Origin of the sequence: Streptomyces sp. NPDC001339 (assembly GCF_042895955.1) — a bacterium.
Taxonomy (GTDB): domain Bacteria; phylum Actinomycetota; class Actinomycetes; order Streptomycetales; family Streptomycetaceae; genus Streptomyces.
The window spans coordinates 124,566-141,773 of record NZ_JBIAWT010000010.1 but is presented as its reverse complement, the minus strand read 5'-3'; the positions used below and the strand labels follow the sequence as shown (position 1 = coordinate 141,773).

At 74.3% G+C, this 17,208-nt stretch carries 1 protein-coding gene (cut by a window edge); it reads left to right on the top strand.

The annotated features are described in order from the left end of the window. Nucleotides 1–17,208 carry the 3' portion of a type I polyketide synthase gene (locus tag ACFY12_RS27525; protein ID WP_390718591.1) on the top strand. 11,577 nt of this gene lie to the left of the window's left edge, so 17,208 of the gene's 28,785 nt are visible here — the last part of the coding sequence; its start codon lies off the left edge, out of view; its stop codon occupies nt 17,206–17,208.

Sequence of the window (17,208 nt, the reverse complement as noted above, 5' to 3'; positions counted from 1 at the left end):
GTCGTCCAGGGCACGGCCGACACCGACGGCAGGACCGTCTTCGTCTTCCCCGGCCAGGGCTCCCAGTGGGCCGGCATGGGCGCGCGGCTCCTCGACGAATCCCCGGTCTTCGCCGAGCGCCTGGCCGAATGCGCCACCGCCCTCTCGGAGTTCGTCGACTGGTCCCTGCTCGACGTGCTGCGCCAGACCGACGGCGCGCCGACCCTGGACCGCGTCGACGTCGTCCAGCCCGCCTCCTTCGCCGTCATGGTCTCCCTGGCCGCGCTGTGGACCTCCCACGGCATCACCCCCGACGCCGTGGTCGGCCACTCCCAGGGCGAGATCGCCGCGGCCGCCGTCGCCGGGGCGCTCTCCCTCGAAGACGCGGCCCGCGTCGTCGCACTGCGCAGCCAGGCCATCGCCCGCGGGCTGGCCGGATCCGGCGGCATGCTGTCGGTCCCGCTGCCCGCCGCCGACGTCGAACAGCGCCTCGCCGCGTACGAGGACCTCTCGATCGCCGCCGTCAACGGCCCCCGGTCCCTCGTCGTCTCCGGCGCCACCGCGCCGCTGGACGCCCTCCAGGCCGAGCTGGTCGGCGAGGACATCCGCGCCAAGCGCATCGCCGTGGACTACGCCTCGCACTCCGCGCAGGTCGAGCGGGTGCGGGACGAACTGCGCACCGTCCTCGCGCCGGTGCGCCCGCGCCCGGCGCAGGTGCCCTTCTTCTCCACCGTCACCGGCGACTGGCTGGACACCACCGGCATGGACGCCGACTACTGGTACACCAACCTGCGGCAGACCGTCCGCTTCCAGCCCGCCGTCGGCGAACTCCTCGCCCAGGACCACCACTTCTTCATCGAGGTCAGCTCCCACCCCGTCCTCGCCATGGGCATCCAGGCGACCGCCGAGGAAGCCGGCGCCACGGCCGCGGTGCTCGGCACGCTCCGGCGCGACGCGGGCGGCACCGACCGCTTCCTGACCTCCCTCGCCGAGGCCTTCGTACGGGGCGCGAGCGCCGACTGGGCCGGTGTTCTCGCCGGCACCGGCGCCCGCCGCGTGCCGCTGCCCACGTACGCCTTCCAGCGCGAGCACCTGTGGGCGATCCGCGACCGGTCCCAGAACTCCGGGTCCGCGGCGGACCCGGCGGACGCGGAGTTCTGGACGGCGGTCGAGGAGGAAGACGTCGACACCCTCGCCGCCAGCCTGCGCCTGGACCGCACCTCCCTGGCCCCGGTCCTCCCGGCCCTCTCCCACTGGCGCAAGCGCCGCCGCGACCTGTCCACCGTGGACTCCTGGCGCTACCGCGCCACCTGGAAGCCGCTGACCAGCCTGCCCACGGCGGCCCTGACGGGCACCTGGCTCGTCATCGCCCCCGAAGGGACCGACACCGACAACCTCACCGGTGTCCTCGCCGCCCACGGCGCCGACCCGTGCGCCCTCGTCCTGGACGACGCCTGCGCCGACCGCGCCACCCTGGTCGCGCGCCTGACCGGCCTCGGCGACCCGGCGGACCTCACGGGCGTGGTGTCCCTGCTGGCCGAGGCCGAGGGGCACAGCGCGGTGCACCCGGCGCTCACCCGCGGGCTCGCCCTGAGCCTCGCGCTCGTCCAGGCGCTCGGCGACGCCGGAATCGGCGCACCCCTGTGGTGCCTGACCCGAGGAGCCGTCTCCACCGGCCGCGCGGACCGGCTGACCCACCCCGAGCAGGCCCCGATCCTCGGCCTCGGCTGGACCGCCGCCCTCGAACACCCGCAGCGCTGGGGCGGCCTGGTCGACCTGCCCGAGCAACTCGACCAGCGGGCCGGTGAGCACCTGGCCGCCGTCCTGACCGGCCGCACCGGCGAGGACCAACTCGCCCTGCGCACCTCGGGTGTCCTCGCCCGGCGCGTCGTACGCGCCACCGGTGCGGCCCCCGCCCCGGCGAGCCCCTGGACGCCGAGGGGCACCACCCTCGTCACCGGCGGCACCGGCACGCTCGCCCCGCACCTGGCCCGCTGGCTCGCCCAGCAGGGCGCCGAGCACATCGTGCTGACCAGCCGCCGCGGCCCGGCGGCACCCGGCGCCGCCGAACTCATACAGGAACTGGCCGAGTTGGGCTGCGAAGCCGAGGCCGTCGCCTGTGACCTCACCGACCGCGACGCGGTCGCGCAGATGCTGGCCGCACTGGAGGCCGAGGGCCGCACCGTACGGACCGTCGTGCACACCGCCGTCACCATCGAGCTCGCGCCGCTGGACGAGACGACCCCCGACGACTTCGCCAAGGTCATGGACGCCAAGGTCACCGGCGCCCGGCACCTGGACGAACTCCTCGGCGACGGCCTCGACGCCTTCGTCCTGTACTCCTCCACCGCCGGTATGTGGGGCAGCGGCGCCCACGCCGCCTACGTCGCAGGAAACGCCTACCTCAACGCCCTGGCCGAACACCGCCGCGCCCGCGGCGCCCGTGCCACCGCCGTTTCCTGGGGCATCTGGGCCGACGACCTCAAGCTCGGCCGCGTCGACCCCGGCCAGATCCGCCGCAGCGGACTGGTCTTCATGGACCCCCAGCTGGCTCTCACCGGCCTGCGGCAGGCCCTCGACGACGACGAGACGGTCCTGGCCATCGCGGACGTGGACTGGGAGCGCTACTACCCCGTCTTCACCGCCGCCCGGCCCACCCCGCTCTTCGACGACCTCCCCGAGATCAGGGAGGCGGCACAGCAGGGCACCGAAGGCCCGGACTCCGGAAACGAGTTCACCACCCGGCTGCTGGGCCTGGCCGCCGTCGAGCAGGACCGCATCCTGCTCGACCTGGTCCGCACCGAGGCGGCCACCGCACTCGGCCACGCCTCACCCGACGTGCTCTCCGAACACCGCGCCTTCCGCGACGTCGGCTTCGACTCGCTGACCGCCGTCGACCTGCGCAACCGGATCGCCGCCGTGACCGGGCTCGCCCTGCCCAGCACCATGGTCTTCGACTACCCCAACCCGCTCGCCCTCGTCGCCTTCCTGCGCGAGTCCCTCGCCGGTTCCGCCACGGGCACCACCGCCACGATCACGACCACGAACACCGCCACCGCCGACGACGAGCCCCTTGCCATCATCGGCATGAGCTGCCGCTACCCCGGCGGCATCGGCTCCCCCGAGGACCTGTGGCGCCTGGTCGTCGAAGGCGGCGACGCCACCGGCGAGTTCCCCGCCGACCGCGGCTGGGACACCGAGGGCCTGTACGACCCCGACCCCGACCGGGCCGGCCACACCTACTCGACCCGGGGCGGCTTCCTCCACGACGCCGCCGACTTCGACGCCTCCTTCTTCGGCATCTCGCCCCGCGAGGCCCTGGCCATGGACCCCCAGCAGCGCCTGCTGCTGGAGGCCTCCTGGGAGGCGATGGAGCGCGCCGGGATCGACCCCGCCACCCTGCGCGGCAGCAGCACCGGTACGTTCATCGGCGCCAGCTACCAGGACTACGGAGCCTTCGGCACGAGCCCGGAAGGCACCGAGGGACACCTGATCACCGGCACCATCTCCAGCGTCCTGTCCGGCCGGCTCTCCTACACCTACGGCTTCGAGGGCCCGGCCGTCTCCCTCGACACCGCCTGCTCCTCGTCCCTGGTCGCCCTGCACCTGGCCTGCCAGTCGCTGCGCAACGGCGAGAGCACCCTGGCCCTCGCGGGCGGCGTCAGCATCATGTCCACCCCCGGTGCGTTCGTCGGCTTCAGCCGGCAGCGCGCGATGGCGGCCGACGGCCGCTGCAAGGCGTACTCCGACCAGGCCGACGGCATGAGCCTGGCCGAGGGCGTCGGCCTCGTCCTCGTCGAGCGGCTCTCCGACGCCCGCCGCAACGGCCACCAGGTCCTGGCCGTCATCCGGGGCTCCGCCGTCAACCAGGACGGCGCCTCGAACGGCCTGACCGCGCCCAACGGTCCGTCCCAGCAGCGCGTCATCCGCCAGGCCCTGGCCAACGCCAAGGTGGACCCGGACGGCATCGACGTCATCGACGGGCACGGCACCGGCACCGCCCTCGGCGACCCCATCGAGGCCCAGGCCCTGCTGGCCACCTACGGCCAGGGCCGCGACCCCGAGCACCCGCTCCTCCTGGGCTCCGTCAAGTCCAACATCGGCCACACCCAGATGGCGTCCGGCGTCGCCAGCGTCATCAAGATGGTCATGGCCATGCGCCACGCCACCGTGCCGCGGAGCCTGCACATCGACCGGCCCTCCTCGCACGTCGACTGGAGCTCCGGCGCCATCCACCTGCTCACCGAGCCGCTGCCCTGGCCGACCACCGGACACCCGCGCCGTGCGGGCGTCTCCTCCTTCGGACTCAGCGGCACCAACGTCCACACCATCCTCGAACAGGCCCCGGAGGACCGGCCCGAGGAAGACACCGACACAGGCACCGCACCGGCCCTCCCGGCCGACCCGGCCCCCGTTCCCCTGATCCTGTCCGGACGCACCGAAGCGGGCCTGCGCGCCCAGGCCGGACGGCTCCTGACCCACCTCGCCGACCACCCCCGACTCCCGCTCACCGACCTCGCGTTCTCCCTCACCACCTCCCGGGCCGCCCTGGAACACCGCGCGGCGGTCGTCACCGACGACCCCGACACCCTCACCCGCGCCCTGACCGCGCTGCGCGACGCGACCCCCGACGGCGGCCTGCTCACCGGCCGCCCGGACCGCGGCCGACTGGCCTTCCTCTTCACCGGCCAGGGCAGCCAGCGTCCCGGAATGGGCCGCGAGCTCTACGACCGCCACCCGGTCTACGCCCAGGCCCTGGACGCCGTACTGGCCCGATTCGACCTCGAACTCGACCGCCCGCTGCGGGACATCCTCTTCGCCGGCCCCGGCACCCCCGAGGCCGCACTCCTGGACGACACCGGCTACACCCAGCCCGCCCTCTTCGCCCTCGAAGTGGCGCTGTTCCGGCTCGCCGAGTCCTGGGGCCTGCGCCCCGACTACGTCGCCGGCCACTCCATCGGTGAGTTCGCCGCCGCGCACGCCGCCGGAGTCCTCTCCCTGGAGGACGCCTGCTCCCTGGTCGCCGCCCGCGGCCGGCTGATGGCCGCACTGCCCTCGGGCGGCGCCATGGCCTCCGTCGAGGCCACCGAGGAAGAGGTGGCCGCCGTGCTCGCCCCCTACGAGGGACGGGCCGCGGTCGCCGCCGTCAACACCCCGGCATCCCTGGTCGTCTCGGGCGACGAGGACGCGGTACTCGCCGTGGCGGCCCACTTCCAGGAGCTCGGCCGCCGCACCAAGCGGCTGCGCGTCAGCCACGCCTTCCACTCGCCGCACATGGACCCGATGCTGGCGGACTTCGCCCGCGCCGTCGGGGCCGTCACCTGCCACGAACCCACCGTGCCGCTGGTGTCCACCGTCACCGGCGCACTCCTCACGCACGACGAGCTCGCCGCGCCGGAGTACTGGACCGGACAGGTCCGCGGCACCGTCCGCTTCGCCGACGCCGTACGGCACCTCACCGAGCACGGTGTGACGACCTTCCTCGAACTCGGCCCGGACGCCGTCCTCAGCGGCGCGGTGCGCGAGAGCACCGCCGAGCAGATCAGCGGTGAGCAGATCGCTGGTGAGCAGACCCACGCCACCGCCATCCCGGCACTGCGCCGCGACCGGCCCGAGGCCCCGGCACTGACCACCGCACTGGCCCGGCTCCACCTCCACGGGGTACGAGTCGACTGGGACGCCGTGTTCGCGGGCAGCGGTGCCCGGCGGACCGACCTGCCCACCTACCCCTTCCAGCGCGAGCGCTACTGGCCCGAGGCAGCCGCCGAAGCCGCCGCACCCGCACACCCCGCAGACACGGCGGACACGGAGTTCTGGTCGGCCGTGGAGCGCGCGGACCTGCGCTCCCTGAGCTCCTCGCTGGACCTGGACGACGACACCCTCACCGCCGTCGTGCCCGCCCTCTCCTCCTGGCGGCGCAAGAGCCGGGAACGCTCCGCAGTCGACGGCTGGCGCTACCGGACCACCTGGAAGCCCCTCACCGGCACGGCCGCCGCCGGACATCCGGCCGGGACCTGGCTGGTGCTCGCACCGGCCGACGGCGAGCGGGCCTGGCTGGACCCGGTCGTCGGCGCCCTGGGCGCCGGCGCCGACTCCGTACGGGTCGACGTCACCGCCCCGCAGCGCCGGGAGCTGGCCGAGCAGCTGGCCGAACTGGCCGCCGAACACGGTGAGTTCACGGGAGTCCTGTCCCTGCTGGCAACGGCCGGCGAAGGGGCTGAGGACACTGAGAACGCCGAGGGCGCGGAGGGTGACGAGGATGCCACGACCGCGGGCCTGCTGCTGACGGCGACCGCCCTCCAGGCCCTCGGCGACGCGGGCATCGAGGCCCCCATGTGGTGCGTGACCCGCACTGCCGTGGCCGTCGACCGCGCCGAACACCCGGCCCGGCCCGGCCAGGCCGCCGTCTGGGGCCTGGGCAGAGTGGCCGCACTGGAGCACCCGCAGCGCTGGGGCGGCCTCGTCGACCTCCCCGACGAGCTCGACGGCACCACCCTGCGCCGCCTGACTACCGTCCTCACCGACAGCGGCGGCGAGGACCAGCTCGCCCTACGCACCACCGCGACCTTCGTCCGCCGCCTGGCACACCACCGCACCGCACCGGCCCCCGAGACGGGCACGTTCAGCCCCACCGGAACTGTGCTGGTCACCGGCGGCACCGGCGCCCTCGGCGGCCACGTCGCCCGATGGCTGGCCGAAGCGGGCGCCCGGCACCTGCTGCTGGTCAGCCGCCGCGGCGCCGAAGCCCCGGGATCCGGTGAACTGGCCGCACAGATCGATGAGTTGGGCGCCGAGGTCACCCTCGCGGCGTGCGACACCGCCGACCGCGACGCGCTCACCGCCGTCCTCGCCGCGATCCCCGACGAGCACCCGCTCACTGCGGTGTTCCACACCGCCGGCATCGTCGACGACGGCACCCTGGACACGCTCACTCCCGAGCAGTTCCGCTCCGTCCTGCGCGCCAAGGTCACCGCCACCCTCAACCTGCACGAGACGACCCGCGACCGGGACCTGACCGCCTTCGTGCTCTTCTCCTCCGTCGCCGGCACCCTCGGCGCACCCGGCCAGGGCAACTACGCCGCCGCCAACGCCTTCCTCGACGCCTTCGCCGAACACCGCCGTGCCCACGGCCTGCCCGCGACCTCGCTGGCCTGGGGCCCCTGGGCCGAGACCGGAATGGCGGCCGACGGCACCGGCATCCAGGACCGCGTCCGCCGCGGCGGCTTCACCCCCATGGCACCCCGACTCGCCCTCACCGCCCTGCGGCAGGCGATCGAGCACGGAGCCACGACACTGACCCTCGCGGACATCGACTGGCAGCGGTACGTGGACGTGTTCGCCGCCACGCGCCCCGCCCCCTCCGTCGGCGACCTGCCCGAACTGCGCCGGGCCACCCCGCCCGCCGGGACGCCGGGAGCCGCCCTGCCGGAACCGGCCCTGCGCCGGCGCCTCGCCGGACTCTCCCCGGCCGCGCGCCCGCGCCTCGTCCTGGACCTGGTACGCACCCAGGTGGCCGCGGTCCTCGGACACTCCGGCACTGCGGACATCGGCGCCGAACGCGCCTTCAGCGACCTCGGTTTCGACTCGCTGACCACCGTCGAACTCCGCAACACCCTCACGGCCGCCACCGGCCTGAAACTGCCCGCGACCCTCGTCTACGACTACCCGACCCCGGCCGCCCTGGCCGCGTTCCTGCTCACCGAACTCCTGGGCGCCCTGCCCGAGTCCGGCACCGGCACCCCGGCCCCCGCGGCCCGGGCGGCGGACGACGACCCCATCGCCATCGTCGGCCTGAACTGCCGCTTCCCCGGCGGCGTACGGTCCCCCGAAGACCTCTGGCAGCTGCTGAGCCGGGGCGAGGACGCGATCAGCGGATTCCCGGCGGACCGCGGCTGGGACCTCGACGCGCTCGCCCGCGGCGCCTCCGCCACCCTCGAAGGCGGATTCCTCGACGGCGTCGGCCTCTTCGACGCCCCCTTCTTCGGCATCGCGCCCCGCGAGGCCCTGGCCATGGACCCCCAGCAGCGCCTGCTGCTGGAGACCACCTGGGAGGCGTTCGAACGCGCCGGAATCGACGCGACCACCCTGCGCGGCAGCCGCACCGGCGTCTTTGTCGGCACCAACGGCCAGGACTACGCCACGCTCCTGCGCCAAGGCACCGGCACCACCGACGTACGCGGCCACGTCGCCACCGGCAACAGCGGCAGCGTCCTGTCCGGCCGCCTCTCCTACGCCTTCGGCCTGGAAGGCCCGGCCGTCACCGTCGACACCGCCTGCTCCTCCGCGCTGGTCGCCCTGCACATGGCCGCCAACGCCCTGCGCAACGGCGAGTGCACCCTCGCACTGGCCGGCGGCGTCTCGGTCATGTCCAGCCCCGGCTCCTTCACCGAATTCACGGTCCAGGGCGGGCTGGCCCCCGACGGGCGGTGCAAGCCGTTCGCCGAGGCGGCCGACGGCACCAGCTGGTCCGAGGGCGTGGGCGTGCTCGTCCTGGAACGGCTCTCCGACGCCCGCCGCAACGGCCACGACGTATGGGGCATCGTGCGCGGCACCGCCGTCAACCAGGACGGCGCCTCCAACGGGCTGACCGCGCCCAGCGGACGGGCCCAGCAGCGCGCCATCCGCCAGGCCCTCGCCGACGCCGACCTCGCCCCCGCCGACGTCGATGTCGTCGAAGCCCACGGCACCGGCACCACCCTCGGCGACCCCATCGAGGCACACGCCCTCATGGCCGCCTACGGACAGGACCGGCCGGAGGACCGCCCGCTGCTGCTCGGCGCCGTCAAGTCGAACCTGGGCCACACCCAGGCCGCCGCCGGCGTCGCCGGCACCATCAAGATGCTCCTGGCCATGCGCCACGGCGTCCTGCCCAAGACCCTGCACACCGACTCCCCGTCCTCGCACGTCGACTGGACGGACGGCACGGTCTCGCTCCTCACCGAGCAGCGGGAGTGGCCCGAGACCGGGCACGCCCGGCGGGCCGGCGTCTCCGCCTTCGGCGTCAGCGGCACCAACGCCCACGTCATCATCGAGCAGGCGCCGGAGGCGGCCGAGGAGCCCGTCGTACCGGACCCCGCCACGGTGCCGGGCATCGTGCCCTGGCCGGTGTCGGCCAAGTCCGAGGCCGCGCTGGCTGCACAGATCGAGCGGATCTCGACGCTGACCGGCCCGTCAGGCCCGTCCAGCCCGTCCAGCCCGTCACCGGTCGACGTGGGCCACACCCTCACCACCGGCAGGGCGGCGTTCGCCCACCGCGCGGTCCTCGCGGCCGACGGACAGGGAGCAGTACGGGAACTCGCCCGCGGCGTCACCCAGGAGGTCGACGGGAAGCTCGCGGTGTTGTTCTCGGGTCAGGGTGCGCAGCGGGTGGGGATGGGTCGGGAGTTGTACGGCCGGTTCCCGGTGTTCGCCGAGGCGTTGGATGAGGTGCTGGGGCACTTCGACGCGGGGCTGCGGGAGGTGATGTTCGGTGCTGCGGAGGGCCTGGACGAGACCGGGTTCACTCAGCCTGCGCTGTTCGCCGTTGAGGTGGCGCTGTTCCGTCTGGCGGAGTCCCTGGGTGTTCGGCCGGACTTTGTGGGCGGGCATTCGGTCGGTGAGGTCGCTGCGGCGTATGTGGCCGGGGTGTTCTCGTTGGCGGATGCGTGTGTGCTGGTGGCGGCTCGTGCGCGGTTGATGCAGGCGCTGCCGGCTGGTGGCGCGATGGTCGCGGTCGAGGCGGCGGAGAGCGAGGTGGCGGGTCGGCTGGTTGAGGGGGTGTCGCTGGCGGCGGTCAACGGGCCGGATTCGGTGGTACTAGCGGGGGAGGAGTCTGAAGTCCTGCGGATCGCTGATGAATTGGCGTCCCAGGGGCGTAGGACGCGTCGTCTGTCGGTGAGTCATGCTTTCCACTCGCCGTTGATGGATCCGATGCTGGAGGAGTTCCGGCGGGTGGCTGAGGGGCTGTCGTACGGGGCTCCGCAGATCCCGGTCGTTTCGAACGTGACCGGCGAACTGGCCACCGAGGAGCTGCTGTGCTCCGCGGAGTACTGGGTGCGGCATGTGCGGGAGACCGTGCGCTTCGCTGACGGTGTGCGTGCCCTGGCCGCCGAAGGAGCCGCCGTCTTCCTGGAGTTGGGTCCGGATGGCGTGTTGACGGCGATGGCCCAGCACAACCTGGACGGCGGCGTGACCGCTGTTCCGGCCCTGCGCAAGGACCGGTCCGAGGAGAGCGCACTGGTCACCGCGCTCGCCCACCTGCACGTCGTGGGTGTCGGGGTGGACTGGTCCGGGATCTTCGCCGGTACCGGCGCCCGCCGCGTCGACCTGCCCACTTACCCCTTCCAGCACCAGTGGTACTGGCCGGACGGCGCGCCCGCCGAGGACGCGCGGGCCGGTGCGCAGGACCCGGTGGACGCCGCGTTCTGGGACGCGGTGGAGCGCGAGGACCTCTCGTCGCTCTCGGCCGATCTGGAGCTGGGGCTGGACGATGCCGCGCTGTCGGCGCTCGTACCCGCCCTGTCGGCCTGGCGCCGCAAGCGCCTCGAGCGCTCGACGGTGGACGGCTGGCGCTACCGCGTGACCTTCAAGCCCCTGCCCGGCACGGCGCCCGGCGCTCTCACCGGATCGTGGCTGGCGCTCGTTCCGGAGGGCGGCGCCGAGGACGAATGGACCGCCGCCGTGCTCGCGGCGCTCGGCGGGTCGGCCGTCACGGTCGAAGCCGACCCGGCCGACCGCGACGCGCTCGCCGGAAGCCTCTCCGAACTCGCCGCACAGGACAGTGAGTTCACCGGAGTGGTCTCCCTTCTCGCGACCCCGTACGCCGACGCCCTCCCCTTCGGGCCCGCCTGGCCCGACGAGGCGCTGCGGGCACTGGCGGACGCCGGAATCGATGCCCCGCTGTGGTGCGTCACCCGCGGCGCGGTGTCGGTGGGCCGCTCGGAGACCGACGTCAGCGTCGCCCAGGCGGTGGTGTGGGGGCTCGGCAGGGTCACTGCCCTCGACCACCCGGACCGCTGGGGCGGCCTGGTCGACGTATCGCAGGTGCTCGACCGGCGCTCGGCCGAAAGGCTGTGCGCCGTGCTGTCCGGCGCCGGCGACGAGGACCAGGTGGCGCTGCGGCCCTCCGGAGTCTTCGGGCGACGACTGGTGCGCGCCATGGACGACACCCCCGCGACCCCGTGGCAGCCGGCCGGCACTGTCCTGGTCGTCGGCCCGGCGTCCGGCACCGGCGGACACTGCGCCCGCTGGCTCGCCGAACAGGGCGCCCGGCACCTGGTGCTGGCCGATCCCACGGCAACCGACCCCACGGCAACCGACCCCACCGCACCGGACGCCGCACACCTGTGTGCCGAACTCGACGCCCTGGGCGTGGCGGTGACGGTGCTCGACTGCGCACCGGCCGACGGTGAGGCGCTGCTGACTGCGCTCGCCGCACTCCCGGCCGAGGAGCCGCTGACCGCCGTGATCTACGCGATGGTCTCCGCGGACGGGCCGTCCGACACCGACACCGACACCGACACCGACGCCTACGGACCCGCCACCGCCGAGGAGCCCGGCGCCGCCCTGGCCGCGCTGCGCGCCGACGTGGAGAACCTTGCGGCCGTGGCCGAGGCGGCGACCGGCGACCGCCCCCTGGACGCGTTCGTCCTCTTCTCCTCGATCGCCGGGACCTGGGGCGCCGGAGGCCGGGGTGAAGAGGCGGCTGCCGGAGCCCAACTCGACGCACTCGCAGGCCTCTTGCGTGCACGCGGACTGCCTGCCGCGACGGTCTCGTGGGGCGGCTGGGCCGACACCACCTCCGACAGCCTGGCCGCCCACCTGAGGGCCAACGGACTGCCCGCGATGGACCCCGCACGGGCCCTGACCGCGCTCGCCCGCTCCTTCGGCACCGACACCTCGGTGACGGTCGCCGACGTGCGGTGGGACGGGTTCGCGCCCGCCTTCACCCGCAACCGGCGCAGCGCCCTCTTCGCGGAGCTCCCCGAGGCCCGCGAGGCGCTGGCGGAGTCGGGCGGCGGCACCGAGCCGGGAACGGCGGACACCGCGACCGGCCTGCGGGCCGAACTCGCCACCCGCCCGGACGCGGAACGCAGCGAAGTCCTGCTGGCCCTGGTCCGCGCCAAGGTGGCCGCGGTGCTCGGGTTCGCGGACGCCGACGCCATACCCTCCGGCCAGGCGTTCAAGGACCTCGGCTTCGACTCGCTGACCGCGGTCGACCTGCGTAACCAGCTCGCCACCGCGACGGGTCTGGCCCTGCCCGCCACCCTCGTCTTCGACCACCCCACGGCCGACGCGCTCGTCGGTCACCTGCGGGCCGAGCTCCTCGGCGAGGGCGGGACGGACACGGAGGCACTCCCCGCGGCGGTGCGGGCGAAGAACGCCGACACCGCCGAGGACCCGGTCGTCATCGTCGGTATGAGCTGCCGCTACCCGGGCGGGATCCGCTCGCCTGAGGACCTGTGGCAGCTGGTCATGGACGAGGCGGACGCCATCGGAGGCTTCCCCGCCGACCGCGGCTGGGACCTGGACGGGCTGCGGCACGGCGACCGGGACGGCCGCGGCCGGACCGTCACCAGCGAAGGCGGATTCCTCTACGACGTGGCCGACTTCGACCCCGGATTCTTCGGGATCGCACCACGCGAGGCGATGGTGATGGACCCGCAGCAGCGCATTCTTCTGGAAGCCACCTGGGAGGCCCTGGAGCGTACCGGCATCGACCCCGCGCAGCTGCGTGGCGGCGACACCGGCGTCTTCATCGGCGGCGGATCGGGCGACTACCGGCCCGAGGCCGGACAGCTGGGCCACGCGCAGACCGCGCAGTCGGCGAGCCTGCTCTCCGGCCGGGTGGCCTACCACTTCGGCCTGGAAGGCCCCTCCGTCAGCGTCGACACGGCGTGCTCGTCGTCCCTGGTGGCACTCCACCTGGCCGCCCAGGCCCTGCGCAACGGCGAGTGCTCCCTCGCGCTCACCGGCGGTGTGACGGTGATGTCCAGCCCGGTGAACTTCGTCGAGTTCGGGGAGATGGGAGCCCTCGCGCAGGACGGCCGCTGCCGGCCCTTCGCCTCCGCGGCGGGCGGCACCGGCTGGTCCGAGGGCGTGGGCGTCCTCGTCCTGGAACGGCTCTCGGACGCCCGCCGCAACGGGCACGAGGTTCTCGCGGTGCTGCGCGGCTCGGCCATCAACCAGGACGGCGCCAGCAACGGCATCACCGCGCCCAACGGACCCTCGCAGCGCCGCGTCATCCAGCGGGCGCTGGCCAACGCGGGGCTGGTACCGGCCGACGTGGACGCCGTGGAGGCGCACGGCACCGGCACCACCCTGGGCGACCCGATCGAGGCGCAGGCGCTGCTGGCCACGTACGGCCAGGGCCGCGACCCTGAACTGCCGCTGCGGCTCGGGTCGGTGAAGTCCAATATCGGCCACACCCAGGCGGCCGCCGGCGTCGCCGGTGTGATCAAGATGGTGCTGGCGATGCGCCACGGCGTGCTGCCCAGGAGCCTGCACATCGACGAGCCCTCGGCACATGTCGACTGGACCACCGGAGCCGTCGAACTGCTGGCGGAAGCGGCCGACTGGCCGCGTACGGGCCGCGCGCGCCGGGCCGGAATCTCGGCCTTCGGTGCCAGCGGCACCAACTCCCACGTGATCATCGAACAGCCCGCGGAATCCCCGGCGGACGAGCCCGAGCCTGAGCACACCGTGGAGGCAGGCGGCCCGCTGCCGGTGCCCGTGTCGGGCGCCGTGCCGGAGGCGCTGCGCGCCCAGGCCCGGCAGCTGCACGCCTACGTGGCCGCGCGGCCCGACCTCACCGTCGCCGAGTTCGCGCGGTCCACGGCCACCACCCGGTCGGCCTTCACCCACCGGGCCGCCGTCCTCGCCGAAGGCCGCGAGGAGCTGCTCACGGGCCTGGCCGCGCTCGCCGACCGGCTCGACACCCCGCAGGTCCTGCGGGGCGAGGCGGCGGAGCGGCGCGGCAAGCTCGCGGTGCTGTTCTCCGGCCAGGGATCGCAGCGCGTGGGCATGGGCCGGGAACTCCACGCCCGCTTCCCGGTGTTCGCCGAGGCCCTGGACGCCGTGACGTCACGCCTGGACGCGGAACTGGAACTCCCCCTGCGGGACGTCATGTTCGAGGACGCGGAGCGGCTGAACGAGACGGGCTACACCCAGCCCGCGCTGTTCGCCCTCGAGGTGGCGCTGTTCCGCCTGGTCGAGTCCTGGGGCATCCGCCCGGACTTCGCCGCCGGACACTCCATCGGCGAGATAGCGGCCGCGCACGTGGCCGGGGTCTTCTCCCTGGACGACGCGTGCCGGCTGGTGGCCGCCCGCGCGCGGCTGATGAACGCCCTGCCCACGGGCGGCGCCATGGTCGCCGTACAAGCCACCGAGGAGGAGGCCCGGGCGCACCTGACCGACGGCGTCTCCCTCGCCGCGGTCAACGGACCGCGGTCGGTGGTGCTTTCCGGCGACGAGGCCGCCGTACTCGGCCTCGCGGAGAAGTTCACCGCGGACGGGCGCAAGACTAGGCGTTTGCGGGTGAGCCATGCATTTCACTCACTCCACATGGACGCCATCCTCCAGGACTTCCGGCGAGTCGCCCACAGCGTCACCTACGACGCCCCGGCGATCCCGCTCGTGTCCAATCTGACCGGCGAGGCGGCGACCGAGCAGCAGGTGTGCTCCCCGGACTACTGGGTGCGCCACGTCCGCGAGGCCGTCCGCTTCGGCGACGGCGTCCGCACCCTCGCCGAGCGCGGCGTGACCGCGTTCCTGGAGCTCGGCCCCGACGGCTCGCTGTGCGCCATGGCCCAGGACACCCTGGACACCCTGCCCGCGCAGGCGGTCACCGTACCGGCGCTGCGCAGGGACCGCGGTGAGCAGGAGAGCGTGGTCACCGCGCTCGCCCGGCTGCACGTCGACGGAGTGAACCCGCACTGGTCCGCCGTACTCACCGGGACCCGGGCCACGCCCCGCCGCCGCACCGATCTGCCCACCTACCCCTTCCAGCACCAGCGGTTCTGGCCGGACACCCAGCCCGCCACCGACCCCGCCCCGGCGACCGCCGCGGACGACGGATTCTGGTCGGCGGTACGGGAGGCGGACTTCGGCGCACTCGAAACGACGCTCGACGTCGAGCGCGACGCGCTGGCCAAGGTGCTCCCCGCGCTCGCGGACTGGCGCCGCAGGCGCGAGGCGTCCGGCACGGTGGACGGCTGGCGGCAGCAGATCACCTTCACACCGCTGACCCGCACGCCCGCCCCCACTCCGGCGGGCCGCACCGCGGGCACCCGTCTCGCCGTGATCCCGGCAGGACACGACGACGACCCGTGGGTCGCCGGCGTCGTCACCGCCCTGGGCCCGGACACCGTGCGCCTCACGGTGCCAGGCGCCGACCGCGCCGCCCTGGCCGAGACGCTGCGCCAACAGACCGCCGAAGGACCCGAGTTCACCGCCGTGGTCTCCCTGCTCGCCCTCGCCACGGAGCCCGCCCGCTCGGAAGCCGCCTACTCGGAAGCCGCCCGCTCGGAAGGCGCCCACCCGGCGCACGCCCCCGAGGCGCTGGCCCTCACCACCACCCTGATCCAGGCGCTCGGCGACGCGGACCTCGCCGCACCCCTGTGGTGCGTCACCCGCGGCGCGGTCGCCGCCACGCCCAGTGAGCCGGTGCCCGGCCCCGCCCAGGCCGCCGTCTGGGGACTGGGGCGGGTGGCCGCCCTGGAGCACCCGCAGCGCTGGGGAGGCCTGATCGACCTGCCCGGCACCCTCGACGACCGGTCCGCGGCCCGCCTCGCCGACGTGCTCGCCGCCCCCGGCGGCGAGGACCAGATCTCGATCCGGCCCTCCGCCGTCCTCGGCCGCCGGCTGGTACCCGTACCGGCCGGGCGGGACACCCAGGAGTGGAACCCCACCGGAACCGTCCTGATCACCGGCGGTACCGGAGCACTGGGCGCCCACGTGGCACGCGACCTGGCCCGGGCGGGCGCACCGCACCTGCTGCTGCTGAGCCGCCGCGGCCCGGACGCGCCCGGTGCCGACGCACTGCGGGCCGAACTCACCGCGCTCGGCGCGGACGTCACCCTCACCGCGTGCGACGCCGCCGACCGCGACGCGCTCGCGAAGGTGCTGGCGGACATCCCCGAGGAGGCACCCCTGACCGGCATCGTCCACACCGCCGGCATCATCGACGACGGCGTCCTGGACAGCCTCACTCCGGACCGCTTCGAGGACGTCTTCCGCGCCAAGGCCGCCTCGGCCCTGGCCCTGCACGACCTCACCAAGGACCTGGACCTGGCGGTGTTCGCCCTGTTCTCCTCGTCCTCCGGAGCGGTCGGCAACGCCGGCCAGGCCAACTACGCCGCCGCCAACGCCTTCCTGGACGCGCTCGCCGAACACCGCCGGGCCCAGGGCCTGGCCGCGACCTCCCTCGCCTGGGGCGTGTGGGGCGGCGGCGGAATGGCCGCCGACCACCGGGCGGCCGACGTGGCGCGGCGCATCGGAATCCGCCCGCTGAACCCGGACCTCGCCGTCGTGGCGCTGCGCCGGGCCGTGATGGACGGGCGTCCCACCGAGGTCGTCGCCGATATCGAACGCGACCGGTTCGTCCGCTCCTTCACGGCCGTACGGCCCAGCCCGCTGCTCGGCGAGCCGACTGCCGACGCCGAGCACCGGGCGGCGGGGGACACCGGCGAGGACACCACGGGCGACGCGCTGCGCGAGAAGCTGACGGGCCTGCCGCCCGCCAAGCGCTCCGAAGCCGTGCTGGACCTGGTCCGCACCCGGTCCGCGGCCGTACTGGGACACCCCACAGCCGACGCCGTAGGCGCCGACCGGGCCTTCCGCGACCTCGGCTTCGACTCCCTCAGCGCAGTCGAACTGCGCAACCAACTGGGCGCCGCCACCGGACTGACCCTGACCGCCACGCTCGTCTTCGACCACCCCAACCCCCGCGATCTGGCCGCTCACCTCCTGAGCCTGCTCCTCCCGGAGGACGGCACGCGGGAGGCGGCCGGTGCCGACGACCTCGACCAGGCCGGCATCAGGGCCCTGCTCGCCTCCGTCTCCGTGGCCCGGCTGCGCGAGATCGGCGTGCTCGAACCCCTGCTGAAGCTCGCCGCCGAGCAGACCGCGGCGTCCGGAGCCGAGGCCGCCGCCGCGACCGAACCGGACGCCTACGAAGAGTCGATCGACGCGATGGACATCGCCGACCTGGTGCAGGCGGCCTTCGACGGCAACTCCCCCCAAGAGCGCTGA